Annotated in this window: 13 protein-coding genes and 3 pseudogenes; 3 read left to right on the top strand and 13 right to left on the bottom strand. The window is 44.7% G+C overall.

The window, feature by feature from the left end:
- Positions 1-207 precede the first annotated feature (207 nt).
- A pseudogene (ltrA, locus tag N39L_RS11655) lies at positions 208-1,984 on the bottom strand (group II intron reverse transcriptase/maturase).
- Between the two features lie 1,147 nt (positions 1,985-3,131).
- On the opposite strand from ltrA, the gene N39L_RS11645 reads away from it, so the two are divergent.
- On the top strand, positions 3,132-3,329 hold the full coding sequence (locus tag N39L_RS11645) for a hypothetical protein (protein ID WP_014275292.1): 198 nt from the start codon (positions 3,132-3,134) through the stop codon (positions 3,327-3,329).
- Here the strand turns inward: N39L_RS11645 and N39L_RS11640 are convergent, their stop codons facing one another.
- The 11 genes and pseudogenes from N39L_RS11640 to N39L_RS11590 all read right to left on the bottom strand — a co-directional run bounded on the left by N39L_RS11640 (position 3,330) and on the right by N39L_RS11590 (position 13,601).
- Positions 3,330-3,821 carry a YajQ family cyclic di-GMP-binding protein gene (locus N39L_RS11640; protein WP_006615946.1) on the bottom strand — a complete coding sequence of 164 codons (492 nt, stop codon included), beginning with the start codon at positions 3,819-3,821 and terminating at the stop codon, positions 3,330-3,332. It abuts the gene before it with no gap.
- A 262-nt stretch (positions 3,822-4,083) separates the two neighbouring features.
- Positions 4,084-4,587, bottom strand: a complete 504-nt coding sequence (locus tag N39L_RS11635; protein ID WP_006615945.1) for a hypothetical protein — start codon at positions 4,585-4,587, stop codon at positions 4,084-4,086.
- 102 nt (positions 4,588-4,689) lie between these two features.
- Positions 4,690-5,886, bottom strand: a pseudogene (locus tag N39L_RS11630) (group II intron reverse transcriptase); the annotation flags it as partial.
- Positions 5,887-6,946: 1,060 nt separating this feature from the next.
- Positions 6,947-7,138: pseudogene (locus N39L_RS11625) on the bottom strand (hypothetical protein).
- Between the two features lie 502 nt (positions 7,139-7,640).
- On the bottom strand, positions 7,641-7,865 hold the full coding sequence (locus tag N39L_RS11620; RefSeq protein WP_014275288.1) for a hypothetical protein: 225 nt from the start codon (positions 7,863-7,865) through the stop codon (positions 7,641-7,643).
- The gene (locus N39L_RS11615) at positions 7,825-8,046 is read right to left on the bottom strand and encodes a hypothetical protein (protein ID WP_014275287.1); all 222 of its coding nucleotides are present in this window, start codon (positions 8,044-8,046) and stop codon (positions 7,825-7,827) included. Before N39L_RS11615 ends, N39L_RS11620 begins: the two co-directional genes overlap by 41 nt.
- A gap of 21 nt (positions 8,047-8,067) precedes the next feature.
- A complete protein-coding gene (locus N39L_RS11610) occupies positions 8,068-8,292 on the bottom strand; it encodes a reverse transcriptase N-terminal domain-containing protein (protein ID WP_014275286.1) in 225 nt (74 codons plus the stop codon).
- Between the two features lie 425 nt (positions 8,293-8,717).
- On the bottom strand, positions 8,718-8,846 hold the full coding sequence (locus N39L_RS11605; protein ID WP_006621112.1) for a hypothetical protein: 129 nt from the start codon (positions 8,844-8,846) through the stop codon (positions 8,718-8,720).
- Positions 8,847-9,056: 210 nt separating this feature from the next.
- Positions 9,057-9,740 (bottom strand): GvpL/GvpF family gas vesicle protein, encoded by a 684-nt coding sequence (locus N39L_RS11600; protein WP_006617801.1) that lies wholly within the window; start codon positions 9,738-9,740, stop codon positions 9,057-9,059.
- A 146-nt stretch (positions 9,741-9,886) separates the two neighbouring features.
- Positions 9,887-11,659, bottom strand: a complete 1,773-nt coding sequence (locus tag N39L_RS11595; protein WP_006617800.1) for a hypothetical protein — start codon at positions 11,657-11,659, stop codon at positions 9,887-9,889.
- Positions 11,652-13,601 carry a serine/threonine-protein kinase gene (locus tag N39L_RS11590; RefSeq protein WP_006617799.1) on the bottom strand — a complete coding sequence of 650 codons (1,950 nt, stop codon included), beginning with the start codon at positions 13,599-13,601 and terminating at the stop codon, positions 11,652-11,654. Before N39L_RS11590 ends, N39L_RS11595 begins: the two co-directional genes overlap by 8 nt.
- Positions 13,602-13,736: 135 nt before the next feature.
- On the opposite strand from N39L_RS11590, the gene N39L_RS11585 reads away from it, so the two are divergent.
- Entirely contained in the window at positions 13,737-14,042 is a 306-nt protein-coding gene (locus N39L_RS11585) for a hypothetical protein (protein ID WP_014275285.1), read from the top strand.
- A gap of 148 nt (positions 14,043-14,190) precedes the next feature.
- Complete coding sequence (locus N39L_RS11580) at positions 14,191-14,676, top strand: 2Fe-2S iron-sulfur cluster-binding protein (RefSeq protein ID WP_006617797.1); 486 nt, start codon at positions 14,191-14,193, stop codon at positions 14,674-14,676.
- 85 nt (positions 14,677-14,761) lie between these two features.
- Here N39L_RS11580 and N39L_RS11575 read toward each other — a convergent pair whose 3' ends face one another.
- Positions 14,762-15,934, bottom strand: coding sequence for a pentapeptide repeat-containing protein (locus tag N39L_RS11575; RefSeq protein WP_006617796.1), 1,173 nt, complete (start codon positions 15,932-15,934; stop codon positions 14,762-14,764).
- Positions 15,935-15,940 lie beyond the last annotated feature (6 nt).

Below are 15,940 nucleotides of genomic sequence, written 5' to 3'. Positions count from 1 at the left end.
GAACAATTGTGCAAGTTTTCCCAAAAATAATATCAGGAATCAGTGAAGTTCCTTTAATAAATTACCATAAAGTTATCGAGTGTATATAGCCAGTCATACCCAAACGAATTACTATAGCTGGATACTTAACATTAGGGGTCGAGAATGGAGTCGCCTCCATTCCCTCCCATTCAAAACCGTGCTTGAGACTTTCACCTCACACGGCTCCTAGTCTGACTGTTCCATTGTTATGGATACAGCTTTAGCCTTGTCTAGGGCTGTCTTGTCATCGCGGGTGTGGTGGTGTAGTAATTGAAGATTATTGTATACATCCTTTCCGCCTAGGCATCGAGGTACAATATGGTCAACCTCAATTACGTCTGATGGTGTAAAGTATTGTCCACACCATTTACACTTACCTTTCTGTTTCTTGAGTAGTTTTGCTATCCTTGTTGGTGTTCCAATTGCTTGTCCTTTTCTGGTTGCCCAGTATGTCCAGTTTCCGTCGTATGGTGTTGCGTCCGGTCTCACTAGGGTATGTCTGACTATTGGTGTCCAATTATGTTTCCATAGTGTGAACCCCTCCTTGGTTTTGAATAACCAAGTTTCATGTCTTTCTTTCCCGTTGCTGAGTTTGACCGTTCCCGGTCTAAAGTATTTCCTCAACTTTTCGTGATTTATCGTGCCGCATCTTGAGCCTGTCCATGCCCTTAACATTAGCCAGATTATATAATCCAGCTTGACGAATGTTTTAACTGAGACTACGCCTGAATAGTAATTAGACCATCCTCGGATTATTGAATTTAGTCTATTTATTAGGGCTGATTTGGGTTTTGTTTTATATTGCTCAATTATCCCTTGTATCGTCTCAGTGTGGGCTTTAACTGCTTTCTTGCTAGGTTTGATGAGCGTTTTAAATCCTAGCGGTTTTCCCTGTGGGTTTTTGCCAGTCTTGAGCTTTCCTACAGGGTATTGCCTAATATTGAATCCTAGAAAGTCGAATCCTGGTTCTTCTGTTTGTTCCCCATGTTGTAAGGGGTTTAGTGTATGACACACTCTGGTTTTTTCAGGTTTGATTTCTAGTCCTACATTTCTTAGCCATTCTGAGATAGCAGTTTTGCACTGTTCAATGATTTCTATTGACGGTGATATTACCACGAAATCATCGGCGTATCTTATTAGGGTTGCTTGTTTCCTTCCCTTTTTCTTTTGGATACAGTTTTCTATTAATCTAGCCATGCCATCCAGTGCGATGTTTGCTAGTAGTGGACTAATTACCCCTCCTTGCGGTGTTCCCCTTTCTGTATCCTCAAATACGCCGTTATCCAGTACACCTGCTTTGAGCCATTGTTTGACATCTCGCTTCAGGCGACTAGGACAATGAATTTTGGACAGTAGGTAATCATGGTTCACGGTAAGAGCATTTTGATATATCAGCGTCGAGAACATAGTATTGTCCTTGATTTATAGCAGTATAGATTCTGCTAATCGCGTCGTGGGCTGACCGTCCTGGACGGAACCCGTAGCTTGTGCCTTCAAATCTCGATTCCCATTCAGGTTCGAGAGCCGACTTAACCAACGCTTGCTTTGCTCTATCTTGGATTGTGGGAATACCTAGGGGGCGTTTTTCATCCCTCCCTGGTTTTGGAATCCACACCCGTCGCAGTGGTTTAGCTTTGGAGTTTTCCTTAATGTTCTCAACAAGTTCGAGTCTCTGTTTTGGTGAAATTACTTTCACAGCATCGATTCCCGCCGTTTTCTTGCCTTGATTATCTTGGGTTACTTTCCTCACTGCTAGGAGCCTAGCGTAATATGACTTCACCAACAGACGTTGCCACCTTCTAACCTTTGCGCTCTGTCCCGATTTAGCTGCTTGGAATATACACTTTTGGAGCTTAAAGACTTTCCGTTGAACTTTCGCCCATGGGATTGCCTTCCATACGTTGGTCGTAGTCTTGATTGGACTGGGTTTCCCAAATCCTCTCTTTGAACTCGCTATCGTCATTTGTACACCTACTAATCTCTATTCCTTACTGTCAAACCGTGACCTGTTAGCATATCCCGACCATTACAGTGGGGCTTTGGCTTCTGGTCACATCTCCCCTCTTCCCGGGCATCCGCTTACATTTATCACTACTAACTTTCTCGACCAGATTGTTAGAGCCTGGGAAGAATTATGACGTTCCGTTTATATGGGCTTTTCACCTTTATATTTGTCCTGTCCACCGGGGTACTTTTAAAGGTCTGTGTAGGTAGTGTTAAAAGGCTCCTACTTTTCCCCTTGCCCTTTTGGACGTAGCGTGTCAACCTGTTTCGCTACTTGAGTTATTACGATGGTTCAGTCCGGACATTCGGTTTCCCTAATCATGGGTGATTGGCAGTGAGTGGTCTCGTTATTTCCGATACTAGGTTGTATCTCTGAGCCTTCCGTTTCCCGCTTCAGTCCTAGGGTTATGACTTCTCAAACTGGGGATGGCTATCGCCGTCACTCTCTCCGCAATTGTTAAGGAATCATTAAGATTTCCATTTTGGCGTTTTGACCTTGAGTTCCCTGCCTTGACTTAGTATCACTTTGATACAAATCGTTGGGACATATAAACAGTTGTAGGGATGGTCAGAGGCGAGTCTCTTGTATTCAATCGAGGGGCTGAAATCCTTACCAGGCATGAAATAGAGCATTACAGCTCTATTTCATGCCTGAACGCCTCGCACCATAACCTTAACCATCAGTAGGGTGTGTCAGACTCCGAGAATTGAAATCAACAGGGGATAATTGATTTCTGACGCACCATAACCGATAATTGATTGTTGGTAGAGCATCATAATTATTTCTGGGAACTCATATACTCGAAATGGTGCGTCAGCCGAGCATTATTCCTGGGGATTTATATACCCTGGTTCTGACGCACCCTACCGTAGGCGTGAGCCGGTGTGGGAACTTGTATACTCGAAATGGTGCGTCAGCCGAGCATTATTCCTGGGGATTTATATACCCTGGTTCTGACGCACCCTACCGTAGGCGTGAGCCGGTGTGGGAACTTGTATACTCGAAATGGTGCGTCAGCCGAGCATTATTCCTGGGGATTTATATACCCTGGTTCTGACGCACCCTACCGTAGGCGTGAGCCGGTGTGGGAACTTGTATACTCGAAATGGTGCGTCAGCCGAGCATTATTCCTGGGGATTTATATACCCTGGTTCTGACGCACCCTACCGTAGGCGTGAGCCGGTGTGGGAACTTGTATACTCGAAATGGTGCGTCAGCCGAGCATTATTCCTGGGGATTTATATACCCTGGTTCTGACGCACCCTACCAGGCGATCGCACCCGATCGCCTGGTAGGATATTAACTATCTGTAATTGGTAAATTGTAGTGCTACGGGGAAATCTTCCTGCTTGAGATATCTAATTATCTCCTGTAAATCATCTTTAGACTTACTAGAAACCCGCACCGCATCACCTTGGATAGAAGCCTGAGATTTTTTGAAATTATCTTTAATAATCTTGGTAATCTGTTTAGCCACATCCTTGCTAATCCCTTTTTTCAGGGTAATTTCTTGGCGGACTCGGTTTCCACTAGCTGACTCAACCTTTCCATAATCAAAAATTTTGAGGGATAGATTACGTTTAGCAGCCTTAGTTTGCATAATCGTATGGACCGCATCAAGAGTAAACTCGCTGTCGGTATTGACAACAATTACCTCATCACCAAGTTCTAGGGTAGTGTTAGTATCTTTCAAATCGTAGCGACTAATAATTTCTCGTTTGGCTTGGTCTAGTGCATTGACCAATTCTTGACGGTCGAAATCGCTGACAATATCGAAAGAAGATGTTGAAGCCATAAGCCTTCGTTGCTATGTAATGTTCTACTGATTTCTTAGGACAAGGATTCTAACCCCAAACATCCAAATATGCAACAATTTTGATAAAAAGCCGTCCCCAGCTAGGCTAAAGGACGGGTCTTTGTATCCAATTTTTCGGTAACAGCAGTCTGATTTTGGCATTGAACAGCAAATCAGGCCTTATGGGGTGAGATAGCTTATATCTCTGAGAACTTGCCCCAATAGATCTATACCAACTAAGTGCCACTGGCAACCTCTGGCTTCAATCCAAATAGAACAAAGTTACCACCTTCCGCTGATTTTCGGCTTCTTCACAGGTCCTCAGCAAAGTATCACTGTCATGAAAAGCAAAACATATCAACTGCTGACACCGGGAAATAATTTCCTGATTGCAGGAGGAACTAGCTTCGGCCAATGATAAGGTATCTCCAGAGGGATTTTCGACCAAATGGATGACCTGTTCTAGCTGTGACCGTGACTCGCGAGGCTGACGTTCGAGACTTTGAGGTAGAATGACTGTTAAAAGATTAGGATCAGCCCGCATTGCCCCTCTAATGGCGGCTGAGTTAGTCCCGGTTGCACCGGAGGTAATCAGATGGTTTCCCCCCAAAACTAGGGCATAACTCATCATCTCAATCAAATTCTGATGGGTTAAGGGAATATGGCGGGAACCGAGTAAGGCAATGCGCTTGGAGCCGGTTTGCTGAATGGCTGCAAGTTCTTCTAAAAATTCATCTACTCTGGGCAAATTGATGGACTGACTCAAGGATACTCTTATATATTTACCAAGAATTAGGGGTCGAGATAGACCTCACGGTCTACCCCTCCCATTCAGAACCGGACGTGAGACTTTCACCTCATCCGGCTCCTAGTCTGATTGTTCCATTGTTAAGGATACAGCTTTGGCGTTGTTTTTGTCAAGCGCCGTTTTATTATCGTGACAGTGACGGTGCAATAATTGAAGATTCTTGTATTCATCCTTTCCACCTAAGTTTCGAGGTACAATGTGGTCTACTTCAACTAAATCTGATGGTGCAAAATACTGTCCACACCAGGAACACCTGCCTTTTTGCTTTTTGAGTAGTTTCGCTACCCTTGTTGGCGTATCGATTGCTTGTCCTTTTCTGGTTGCCCAATAAGTCCAATTTCCGTCGTATGGTGTCGCTTCTGGGCGTACTAGGGTATGTCTGGCAATTGGGGTCCAATTATGTTTCCACAATTGGAGTCCCTCTTTAGTTTTAAACAACCAAGTTTCATGCCTTTCTTTTCCGTTGCTAAGTTTAACCCTTTCCTGCTGGAAGTAGTTCCTTAACTTTTCATGATTCGCCTTTCCGCATCTTGATACTGTCCATGCCCTTAGCATCTTCCAGACTATATGGTCTAGTTTGTTGAAGGTCTCTGTTGAGACTACTCCTGAATAGTAGTTTGACCATCGCCTTATAATTGGGTTTAGTCTACTTATCAGAGCTGGTTGGGGTGCCGTTTTATGTTGTTTTATTACACCCTTTATCACTTCAATTTGGGCTTTAAATGCTTTTTTACTGGGTTTAATATGGGTTTTGTGACCGATTAATCGGCTTCCTCTTCCCCCTGTTTTCCCAGATTTATATTTTCCTACCGGATATTGCCTGATATTGAATCATAGAAAATTAAACCCCGGTTCCTCAATCTTGCCGTTATACTCAATAGGATTGAGTGTGTGACAAATTCGAGTTTTTTCGGGTTTAATTTCTAGTCCTACAGGTTCTAACCATTCAGAAATTGCAGTTTGGCACTGTTCGATGATTTTTAAGTCTTTTGAGATGACCACAAAATCATCGGCATATCTTATAAGGTTCACCTGGGTGGTTGTTCCTTTATTGGGATACATTTCTTTAACTAACCTTTCCATTCCCAACAGTGCGATGTTGGCGAGTATTGGACTTATTACCCCTCCCTGGGGTGTCCCTGTTTCTGTATCCTCAAATACACCGTTATCCAATACACCCGCTTTGAGCCATTGTCTCAGGTCTCTTTTCAGGCAGCTTGGACATTGAGTTTTGGACAGTAGGTAATCATGGTTCACGGTAAGAGCATTTTGTTAGGGGTCGAGATAAACTTCACAGCCTACCCCTCCCATTCCAAACCGTGCTCGCGAGTTTCCCAGCACACGGCTCCTGATGTAGATACCCCTTTTGTCACTGGGAACAGGGTTACAACCCCCTGCTTTATGACCTCAACTTTCAAAGCTATATGCTTGCGTTAGTCTTTCAACTCGCTGCCATTAAACTCTTACTTATCGCGGTCTCTATATCCACACCGTGATTAGTGGGCATATCCTAACCATTACAGTTAGGCATTAGCTTTCAATCACATCCTTTCCCCTTAAAGGCATACGCTTACACTTTTCACTACTCCACGGGTACATCCCGCCACTTGAGAGCCAATGAGGGGTTTAAACGTTCCATCTATGCGGGCATTCCATCTTTAGATTTGTCCTATCCACCGGGGTACTTTTAAAGGTCTGTGTAGGTAGTTATAGCAGCCTCCTACTTTTTTTCCCTCGCCCTTTTGAGCGCAGCGTATCAACCTATTTCGCTACTGACGCATTACAATGGTTCAAGCCGGACATTCGGTTTCCCTAATCATGGATGGTTGGCAGCGCTCGAGTGAGAGGTAGGTTCCTCTATTACGCCTTCCGTTCCCCGCTTCAACCCGTTGAGTGTGAATCCTCAAATTGGGGGTGGCTACCGCCGTTACTCTCAACCTTACGTTATACTCAAGGGGTTCACAACTTCCCTCTTTTTTTTCGCTCAGTCTTGACCTTGAGTCTCTCTGCCTTATCTGGTTGTCGAAGCCAGATGTTGAGACACATAGATAGTTATGGGATGGTCAGGGGTGCGAATCCCTTATATTCCACCAAGGGGTGGAAGTCCCACTAGGAGGTTATTTCAGGCATTGCAGCCCTATTTCACTCCTAAACGTCTCGCACGCTATATGTTAGGGGTCGAGAATGGAGTCACCACCATCCCCTCCCATTCAGAACCATACGTGAAAGTTTCCCTTCATACGGCTCCTGGTGTGGATACCCTGTTTTGTCAAAGGAGCAGAATCAACAGACCTGCTTTTTACTTCGATGTTCAGAGCTATATGCAGCACGTAGTCTTTAAACTCGTCCTCGCCATTATACTCTTACTGACCGCAGTATCTATATCCACACCGTGACAATTGGGCATATCCCAACCATGACAATTGGGCTTTAGCTTCTGGTCACATCCTTAGCCCTCTAAGCATGCGCTTACATTTTTCACTACTGCCTTGTGAATTGCATTACTCACTTGTTTATGGGCAGAGCATTAGAGGGGTTACAACGTTCCGATTATATGGGCATTCCATCGTTAGATTTGTCCTATCGACCGGGGTACTTCTAAAGGTCTGTGTGGGTAGAATGCAGAATCCCCCACTTTTCCCCTTGCCCTTTTGGGCGCAGCGTATCAACCTATTTCGCTGCTCGTGCTTTACGATGGTTCAAGTCGGACATTCGGTCTTCCTAATCATAGATGGTTGGCAGTGGTCGCGTCTTGGTAGTAGGTTCTACCTCACGCCTTCCGTTCCCCGCTTCTATCCTGGAGTTATGATTTCCAAAACTGGGGGTGGCTATCGCCGTTACTCTCTACTCCCTGATTTCTCAGTTCGTTTATGACCTTGAGTTCCCTGCCTTGCTTAGTTACCTAAGCGTCGGGACATATAATCAGTTATGAGGATGCTCAGGAGAGGTCTCCTTATATCCAGATTCGGAGCTGGAATCCTCACCGGGTAGTTATTTCGGGCATTTCAGCCCTATTTCATACCCGAACGTCTCGCACCTGCATCTAGCACGAAATATTCACCTTTGTTGATACTCTGGTAAATCCTGGCTATTGCATCTTGGGCTGAACGTCCTGGACGGAACCCATAGCTTGTGCCTTCAAATCTCGATTCCCATTCAGGTTCGAGAGTCGATTTAACCAAGGCTTGCCTTGCTCTATCTTGGATTGTGGGTATTCCCATTCCCGCTTTTTTCATCCCTGCCGGGTTTTGGAATCCACACCCGTCGTAGTGGTTTTGTTTTGAGTTTTCCCTTAATGTTCTTAACAAGCTCAAACCTTTGTCTTGGGGAGATTGCTCTCATTCCATCAACTCCGGCAGTTTTCTTGCCTTGACCCGCCTGGGGGGCGGGTTTATTAAGCTGACTGTTGGGAAGCATGGCTGACCGTGGAACCCGCCCCTACAGCCGCACTGCTAAGAGTCGGGCATAATATGATTTCACCAATAGACGTTGCCACCTTCTTACCTTTGCATCCTGTCCCGATTTAGCTGCTTGAAATATACTCTTTTGGAGCTTGAATACTTTCCGCTGAACCTTAGTCCATGGGATTGTCTTCCATGCGTTGTTCGTAGTCTTGATTGGTTTTGGTTTCCCAAACCCTTTCTTTAAACTCGCTATCGCCATTTGTACACCTACTAGACTCTATTTCTTACAATCAAACCGTGACCTGTTAGCATATCCCTACCATTACAGCAGGGCGTTGGCTTCTGGTCACATCTCACATCCTCTAGGACTTGCGGTTACACTTATCCCTACTGAGGTATCGACCATACTCTCAGAGTCCAGGAGGACTTAAAACGTTCTGTTTATATGGGCATTCCATCTTTAGATTTGTCCTCTCCACCGGGGTACTTTTAAAAGTCTGTGTAGGTGTTGTAGAGAAAACCCCACTTTTCCCCTTGTTCTTTTGAACGCAGCGTGTCAACCTATTTCGCTACCTAATATTGACGGTGGTTCATGCCGGACATTCGGTTTCCCTAATCATGGATGGTTGGCAGTGGTCTCGTTTCTGGTGTTAGGTTACACCTTGGAGCCTTCCGTTCCCCGCTTCAGTCCTGGGGTTGTGATTCCCTAAACTGGGGGTGGCTATCGCCGTCACTCTCTACTTCCTGATTTCTCAGTTTGTCTATGACCTTGAGTTCCCTGCCTTGCTCAGATTTCTCCAAGCGTCGGGACATATAAACAGTTATGGGGATGTTCAGAGACGAGCCTCTTATATTCAACCAGGGAGTTGAAATCCCCATCAGGCGGTTATTTCGAGCATTGCAGCTCTATTTCATGCCTGAACGTCTCGCACCAACCTTGAAGATTGTAGCAAATCAGGGGCAGTTTTCGGCACTTTCATAATTTATCGCGCTCCAATGAGGTCTGGGTAGAGGGTACATTTTTTAAAGAAAATGGTAGGCGGGAACGGCATTTCCCAGACTGAACTCCCATAGGTCGATGTTTTGTTGCTGTTGGGCGACCCACTCGACTAGGGCGACTTCTTGACTGCGGGGAATGAGTAAATAAATGCGTTCTGCGTCTTCGGTAGCTTTACCCTGAACTATGGGATATTTGCTGGCGATCGCATTTATAAAATCCTGCCACTGTTGTTCCTGTTGCTGTTCAAAATTGAGGCGCTGCTGGTGTAGACGTTTTTTCTGCAAAAAATAGTCCCGTCCCTTAGTTGGCGGCGCGGTGGTATCAGAAGATGGCTTCTCCTGGTTGAATGGTTGGGGGATAGCCTCCAGTAGGTACTCAGCCCGACCTGTTAATTTTTCTAATTGCCGAAAATAGCGATCGCCCTCTGTGGTCAGATGTTCGCACAATCTCGCCTCGGAATCAAAACAAGTCCCAAACCGCACAGGTAAAACGGTAGTTTCCTCAAATATCTGACACACAATCCGATCATGGGTCAAAACCGCCCGCATTAACTCTTCCTCATTGTCAGCCGAGAGATTTTCCGCCTGTAGGTTTGGTTCCACCACGGCGGCTAAAGCCCCAGCCTCCAGTAAAACTACTGGTTCATAGATTCCCTGAACGGATTTCCAACTAATTGATTGACTCTTAATAAAGGCATATACATACATTTAGAGACACTCCTACCCATCGACAGCTTTTTTATCAAAAATCAGATTTATCCTAGGATATAGGCTCTAAGAAAGCCCCTAGGAGGCATTTTTTGGTGTATGGTGGTGGGCGGGGTAACTATGATATACCGGGCGTGAACCCGCGCCTACTTAACCCACTCCCAAACTAATACCAATTGTGCGAGTCCCGATCGCCAAATTGATTCAGTTATCATGGGTTCTTCCCAATCAATTTCTACCCCATCGATCCATATCCCCAATTCCGGCGACACATCTCGCAGTTGAGTAATAATTGCGTCGCTACAGATACCCACTTGCTGAAACCTTTGACCACCTAAGCATTGTACGGGACTCGCAGTATCGATCGCCGATGCTAGACCGCCATTATCAACTCCAGTCTGGTCAGGCTGCCAATCAATCACAGCACTTTCATCTAATATAGTACCTATCAACCGGGGAGGTTCACGGGTAGCGATATCAATTTCCCAATGATAGCCTGGGAAATCAGCACTTAAAATCGCCACTAATCTAAGGGTTCCTTTATACCATAGTTTACCCGGTTCGAGAACGCGGACAGTAATGCCACCAATAAGTCTAGCGATCGCCGCCGAACCTCTAACAGTATGCCACATCAGAGATTGGATCAACTGACTGAGGCTAACTTGAGGAATCATCACATAGCCATAAGGAGATGATTGGCGATTATCTTGAGATTCTGAGGCGATCGCTTCCACCAAATCCCAGGCTTTGCGAATCAGAAAACGATTAAATATATCTGGGGATAGTTTAGGTTCTGGGGAGGAAACCCGGCGATTTTTACTATGAGAAACCGATGATTTAGCAGGTTCATCCGCCGCCGCAAAATTCTCATAACTTAAACATAATTTTTCCAGGGGAACCGCTATTTTTTGAATAATTTTTTCTTGAAAAGAACGACTAAAAATCATCATATCAGTGAGTTTCAGTTGACTTACCAATAAAAGGTATGGAGTCATTTCCTCGGAATCGTAACTACCTTCCATGGGATCATAATTAACCTCATTAACCTGATGGTTACTCCACTGCATCGAAGGATAATTAACTAACAACTGAAATCCGAAATCTAATAATAGTTGACCGGGTTCCCAATTATATCCAGGTTCGAGAACTGCAATTGATTGTGATTTCCATAAATCCAGCGCCTCAAATTCTTGATTAATAATATTTTTAAGCTGCTCAAGCAGAGACTTGGCTGAACGAGGAACAGTACATAACTCACAGTCAAAAGACTGCACGATCGCATTATGATGTAAATTAAATTTAGGACTCTCACCCGTAGCCAGGTCTAAATCATATTGACCCTGGGGAGTTTTCAGGATTAAACTAGCTACCAGTCGCAAAACCCCTGGTTTTCTTGTACCTCGAGGGGAAGTTACCATCACCTCAATTCCAGTTAGCAGCGCCATAATATTTTCAGCACTACAGCCTAAGCGCCACAATAATAGGGTTTGCAAATCACCGAGAGTTACAATTTCCGATGGACTCTTATCCGATAAATTCCCGGACTTAGGGTAACTTTTTTCTGTGGTTTTTTGCCATTCTAAAAAATGATGCCAAATATCCACCAGTTCCTCGGCAACGTAGGGAATCAGACGTTCTTCGGCGGCCAAAGGTGGCTCACTGGCGACAGAGAGGGAATCAGAGTTAATCTCAGCATTAGTCTGTAGGAGAGCATCAGATGATGAATCATTAACTAGCGATCGCAGACTAAATATCAGTTCTACCAACTTTTCCAGACTGTTAATTAAAGCGCCTGTTCCCACACCTTTACCCAAATCTCTGAGACGGGAAACATCAACTTTCACTAAAGTTAACTGTTGGGCGATCGACATATTTTTAGCCGTGGTACTATCGTCGCCATAGATAATTAGATCAGACATCAATGTCCTCCGATAATTCTTGTAAAGGTAAACCTAGACTATCCACTACCTTGATAGAGTACCCTGTTGAGGGAACTAAGGCTAAACCAGTTTGTTTCCAACGTGCTAAGGCTGTAGCGACAGGACAGTTATACTCAACTAAACGATGACCTGACCAATTAAAAATTTGCATTTTTCCAGGTTCGATCGTCCAACCATAACCCCAGTCTGCCATAAATAAAGCTGTCGGGGGGGATGCTACAGCCACACGAATGACACTGAGAGGTTTAAGATTGATTTGCAGTAGGGTTAAGGGTTGATGCTGACATAAAGCCAGGATCGTATAAGGATGAGGGGTGGCGAATACTTGGTTAACATTGATGGGTAATTTTATGGTTCCCATGGGCGCACCTCGGCGACTGTACATCTGAAAAATAGTTTTCGGTGATGAGGGTTTAGTGTTTGACCAAGTAGCCAATAAATGCCGCCCATCAATAAAGGTTAATTGAGGTAGTATTTGTGTGGAAACGGAAATCACTTTTAGGAGTTTTATGGATGAGTGACCCTGATTTTCGGTGCTATGGTCGGGGTTCGTTAATCCTTTGGTGAGGGAGTAGAATCGCAGTTGACCAGGTACAGCGATGGTTAAATAGTCCCGTTGGCATTCTGGAAGTAGATCTGCTTGACCTACTAAGGAAGAATTAAAACGAGATTTAACTAAATCCTGGGATATAGCGAGGGTAGTTGGTTTAAGGGTTGTGTCTGTTTCTTTAAAGATTTTTTGGAGAAACCCGAGGGATTGAGAGTCTGGCTGATGACTGGAATTATGCCACCAATGGAGATAATTATTGGTCAAAATATAACACCCGTGGGACATGGGATATAAACTAACTACAGATTCTGATAGGGTGAAGGATTGAGAGTGTTGTTCTGTGTAAGACCAGGTGATCACATTGCTACCGGTGGCACTGTAGAGATGGGTCGGATTTGATGCCAGAAGGGGTTGGCTATCAGAGGGGGGAGGGTTGTTTAATTTATAGGGGAGATCATAAAATTCCAGGGAGTCGATCGCATTGCTGTCCTGGTCTAGGGAGTTCGTCGCTTCCCCTGTTGTGGTAATCTGTGATGGGGAATACCAGGGAATTAGGCGATCGCCTATTTCTTGGACAGATGGATCAGCCATAGCCGCCTTTAAACTTTCTGTCATAGCGCCGGCGCTGGGAAAACGACGGGCTGGCAGTTTTTCCAGGGATGTTTGTAATATATTTTGTAGGCACTCTGGCAAAAAAGTCGGCCGTTCAACTCGATGGTTCATGTGTGCCCACATCAGTTCATTAAATAAACCATGAAAGGGGCGATCGCCTACTAATAATTCATACAATACCACCCCCATAGCATATATATCAGATTGAGCCGAATACATACCATAAAACCTTTCGGGGGCCATATAAGCCGGAGAACCCCCAGGCGCGTGACTCGGAGAACCTATATCATGGTGACTAGGTAGACGACGAGCAATGCCAAAATCAGATAGTTTCGGCTGCCATTTACCAGCCACTATCGTCAGCAGTATATTCTCGGGTTTAATATCACAGTGAATTATGCCCCGCTGATGAGCATAGTCTAAGCCTTGGAGTACCTCTACTATAATCTGTAGACCTTCGAGGAGTCCTAGAGTTTGATTACCCTCAATTAAACCCCGCAAAGTTCCGGCCTCACAGTAGTCCATCACTAGATAGCGCCCGTTTTGGATATGTTCTAAACCCAGGCAGGCAGCAATATTAGGATGCTGTAAACTAATGATATACCAAAGTTCTTGCAGGAACTGACTGGTTGACGTAGCCGAGTGGCTCAGTTCTTTGAGTGCGACCAATTGACCCTTTTGGCGATCGCTCGCGCAATAAACCTTCCCATACTGTCCTTGTCCTACCAACCCCAAAATTCTATATTTAGAACGCTGCATAATAGCTTTAGCCAGTGCCCTCCCAAATCCGATTAAAATATATCTATGACAAATTGGTATTTAATGCCCAAGCTAATAAAGTAGGCTCCCACTTTTTGGATTTGCTCATATACCACATTCGCTCACAGGATCACTATGTCATCTAAAATCGAGTCCCAACCCAATGCCCAATTAAATTATCCCGCTCCTACTAGAATCATACAATCTAGGAGCCAATATCAACCCTGCCATATTAATGTCCCTGATTTGGAACGACCTGTTCCTGGTATTTCTCTCGGTCGGGAATATTATAGTTTTTTTCGGGCTGTACCCACCGCTGACAAGACATTTGAGATTATAGCCAAATTGAGCAACATGGGGGAAAATACAGTCATTACTAAAGTACCCAAAGCATATATAATTTGGGTCCTTGAACCCCAAGGGTCGCTATGTCAAAAGTAACCAACAGGGAAAAGGCAACAGGGAAGGGGTCATTTGCTAAAATCTGACACCCCATAGCCTGTCAACCCAATCCTCAGCCTGGTGTTAACACATTAGCACTGGGCGCTATACTTTAACCTAATTACAATAAAGACTGAACCACATCATTATGGCTAAAGTGATCCGCCTCGAACCTATCGCTGAGGAGATGGAGGTTAAAACTAATTCTAACCTTTTATCTGCTTTGCTGTCTAAAGAGCTTCATGTGTTGAAAGAATGTGGCGGTCGTGGAATGTGCGCCACCTGCCATGTTTATATTAAAGATGGCATGGAGAGTTTGTCGCCGGTTAACCGACGAGAACAAAGAACCCTAGAAGTTATTACTACGGCTCAAAAAACATCCCGCCTCGCTTGTCAGGCGCAGGTTATCGGAGAGGGTATTGTTATTGAACTACCTTCCGGGATGTATATTAACGCTATTGAGGATGTGGAGTCTTTGATCGGACGACGCGCTGAACAGGAACTCCTGCATCCTATTACTGGGTATGTAGTGGTGGAAACTGGTAAACTGATTACCCGCTCCATTATTAATCAACTCAAAGAAACTCAATTCCAGGTCGGTGAATATATGTCTCGCACTACAGATGCTAAATAAGTTGACACTTAACAGGCTTTGAGGATTTCCCCCCCCTCTCCCCCAGCCGACCAGTTAGGGAGAGGGGCTATGACTAGCAAAAAAATCATTTTTTTGATGGTTTGTAAATCTTGCCATTGGGGAGGGTAGCGCCAGCCAGTTGAGCGCCTTTGAGTTCAACCCCAGCCAAAATAGCGGCGCGCAGATTAGCTTCTCGGAGGTCAGCCTTGGTTAAATTAGCTCCGGTCAGGTTCGCATCAGTCAAATCGACGCGATCGAGATAAGCGCCACGTAAGTCAGCATTAATCAAGCAAGCATTTTGCAAGTTAGCACCACTAAGGTTAGCAGCACTAAGATTAGCCTCCATTAATAATGCACCCACTAAAGTAGCTTCACTCAAATAGGCTCCGGCTAGATTAATCCCCGTTAATAATTTGTGGCTCAAGTCCACGCCGCCCAAATCAGCACCACTGAGGTTAACTTTAGTTAGGTGAGCGCCATTAAGACAGATATCTCGCAAATAGGTTTTGCTGAGGTTGGCTCTGCTGAGGTTGGCTCTAGTTAGGTTAGCTTGATGCAAATCAGCTTCTACGAGGGATGCTAGGTTGAGATAGGCATCTGTGAGGTTAGCGCCGCGCAAATTAGCACGGCCAAGATTGGCTTTAGTTAAATCAGCTTCGGTCAAGTTAGCACCCATGAGATTAGCACGAGTCATTTTGCACTCGGTCAGATTGGCGGCGCTAAGGTTGACATCCTTGAGGTTAGCAGAACTTAGATCAGCTTGGAATAAGTCCGCCTCAGATAAATTAGCTTTAATTAAATAGGCACGAACAAAGTTAGCTGATTGTAAATTGCTTTTGGTTAAATTGGCGGAACTGAGGTCTGCTTTATGAAAATTGGTTTTGATAAAAATAGCCTCAGTTAAATCAGCCCAATTTAGATGAGCCGATTCTAGGTTAACAGCACTTAAAGTTGCTCCTTGTAGATTGGCTCCATTGAGACTAGACCCACTGAGGTTAGCTCCAGTTAAGTTAGCTCCACTGAAGTTGACTTTACTGAGATTTGCTAAACTGAGATGAGCCCCGCTCAGATCGGCTTCACTAAAATCAGCCCCAATCAGTTGTGCTCTGTTATTGATCTGTGAGGCTCCTACGCCGATGGTAGAGATACTACTACTTTCGGGATGGTTGCTGGTGGTGAGGATAATGCCACGCAAGCTAATTCCTTTAAAGTTTCTCTCTCCTTCTGCATATCGACTGATAAGTTCTGTGGCATCCATAAGTTA

Origin of the sequence: Limnospira platensis NIES-39 (assembly GCF_026000695.1) — a bacterium.
Lineage (GTDB): Bacteria > Cyanobacteriota > Cyanobacteriia > Cyanobacteriales > Microcoleaceae > Limnospira > Limnospira platensis.
The sequence above is the reverse complement of the archived record's forward strand: the minus strand, read 5'-3'. Positions and strand labels throughout refer to the sequence as shown.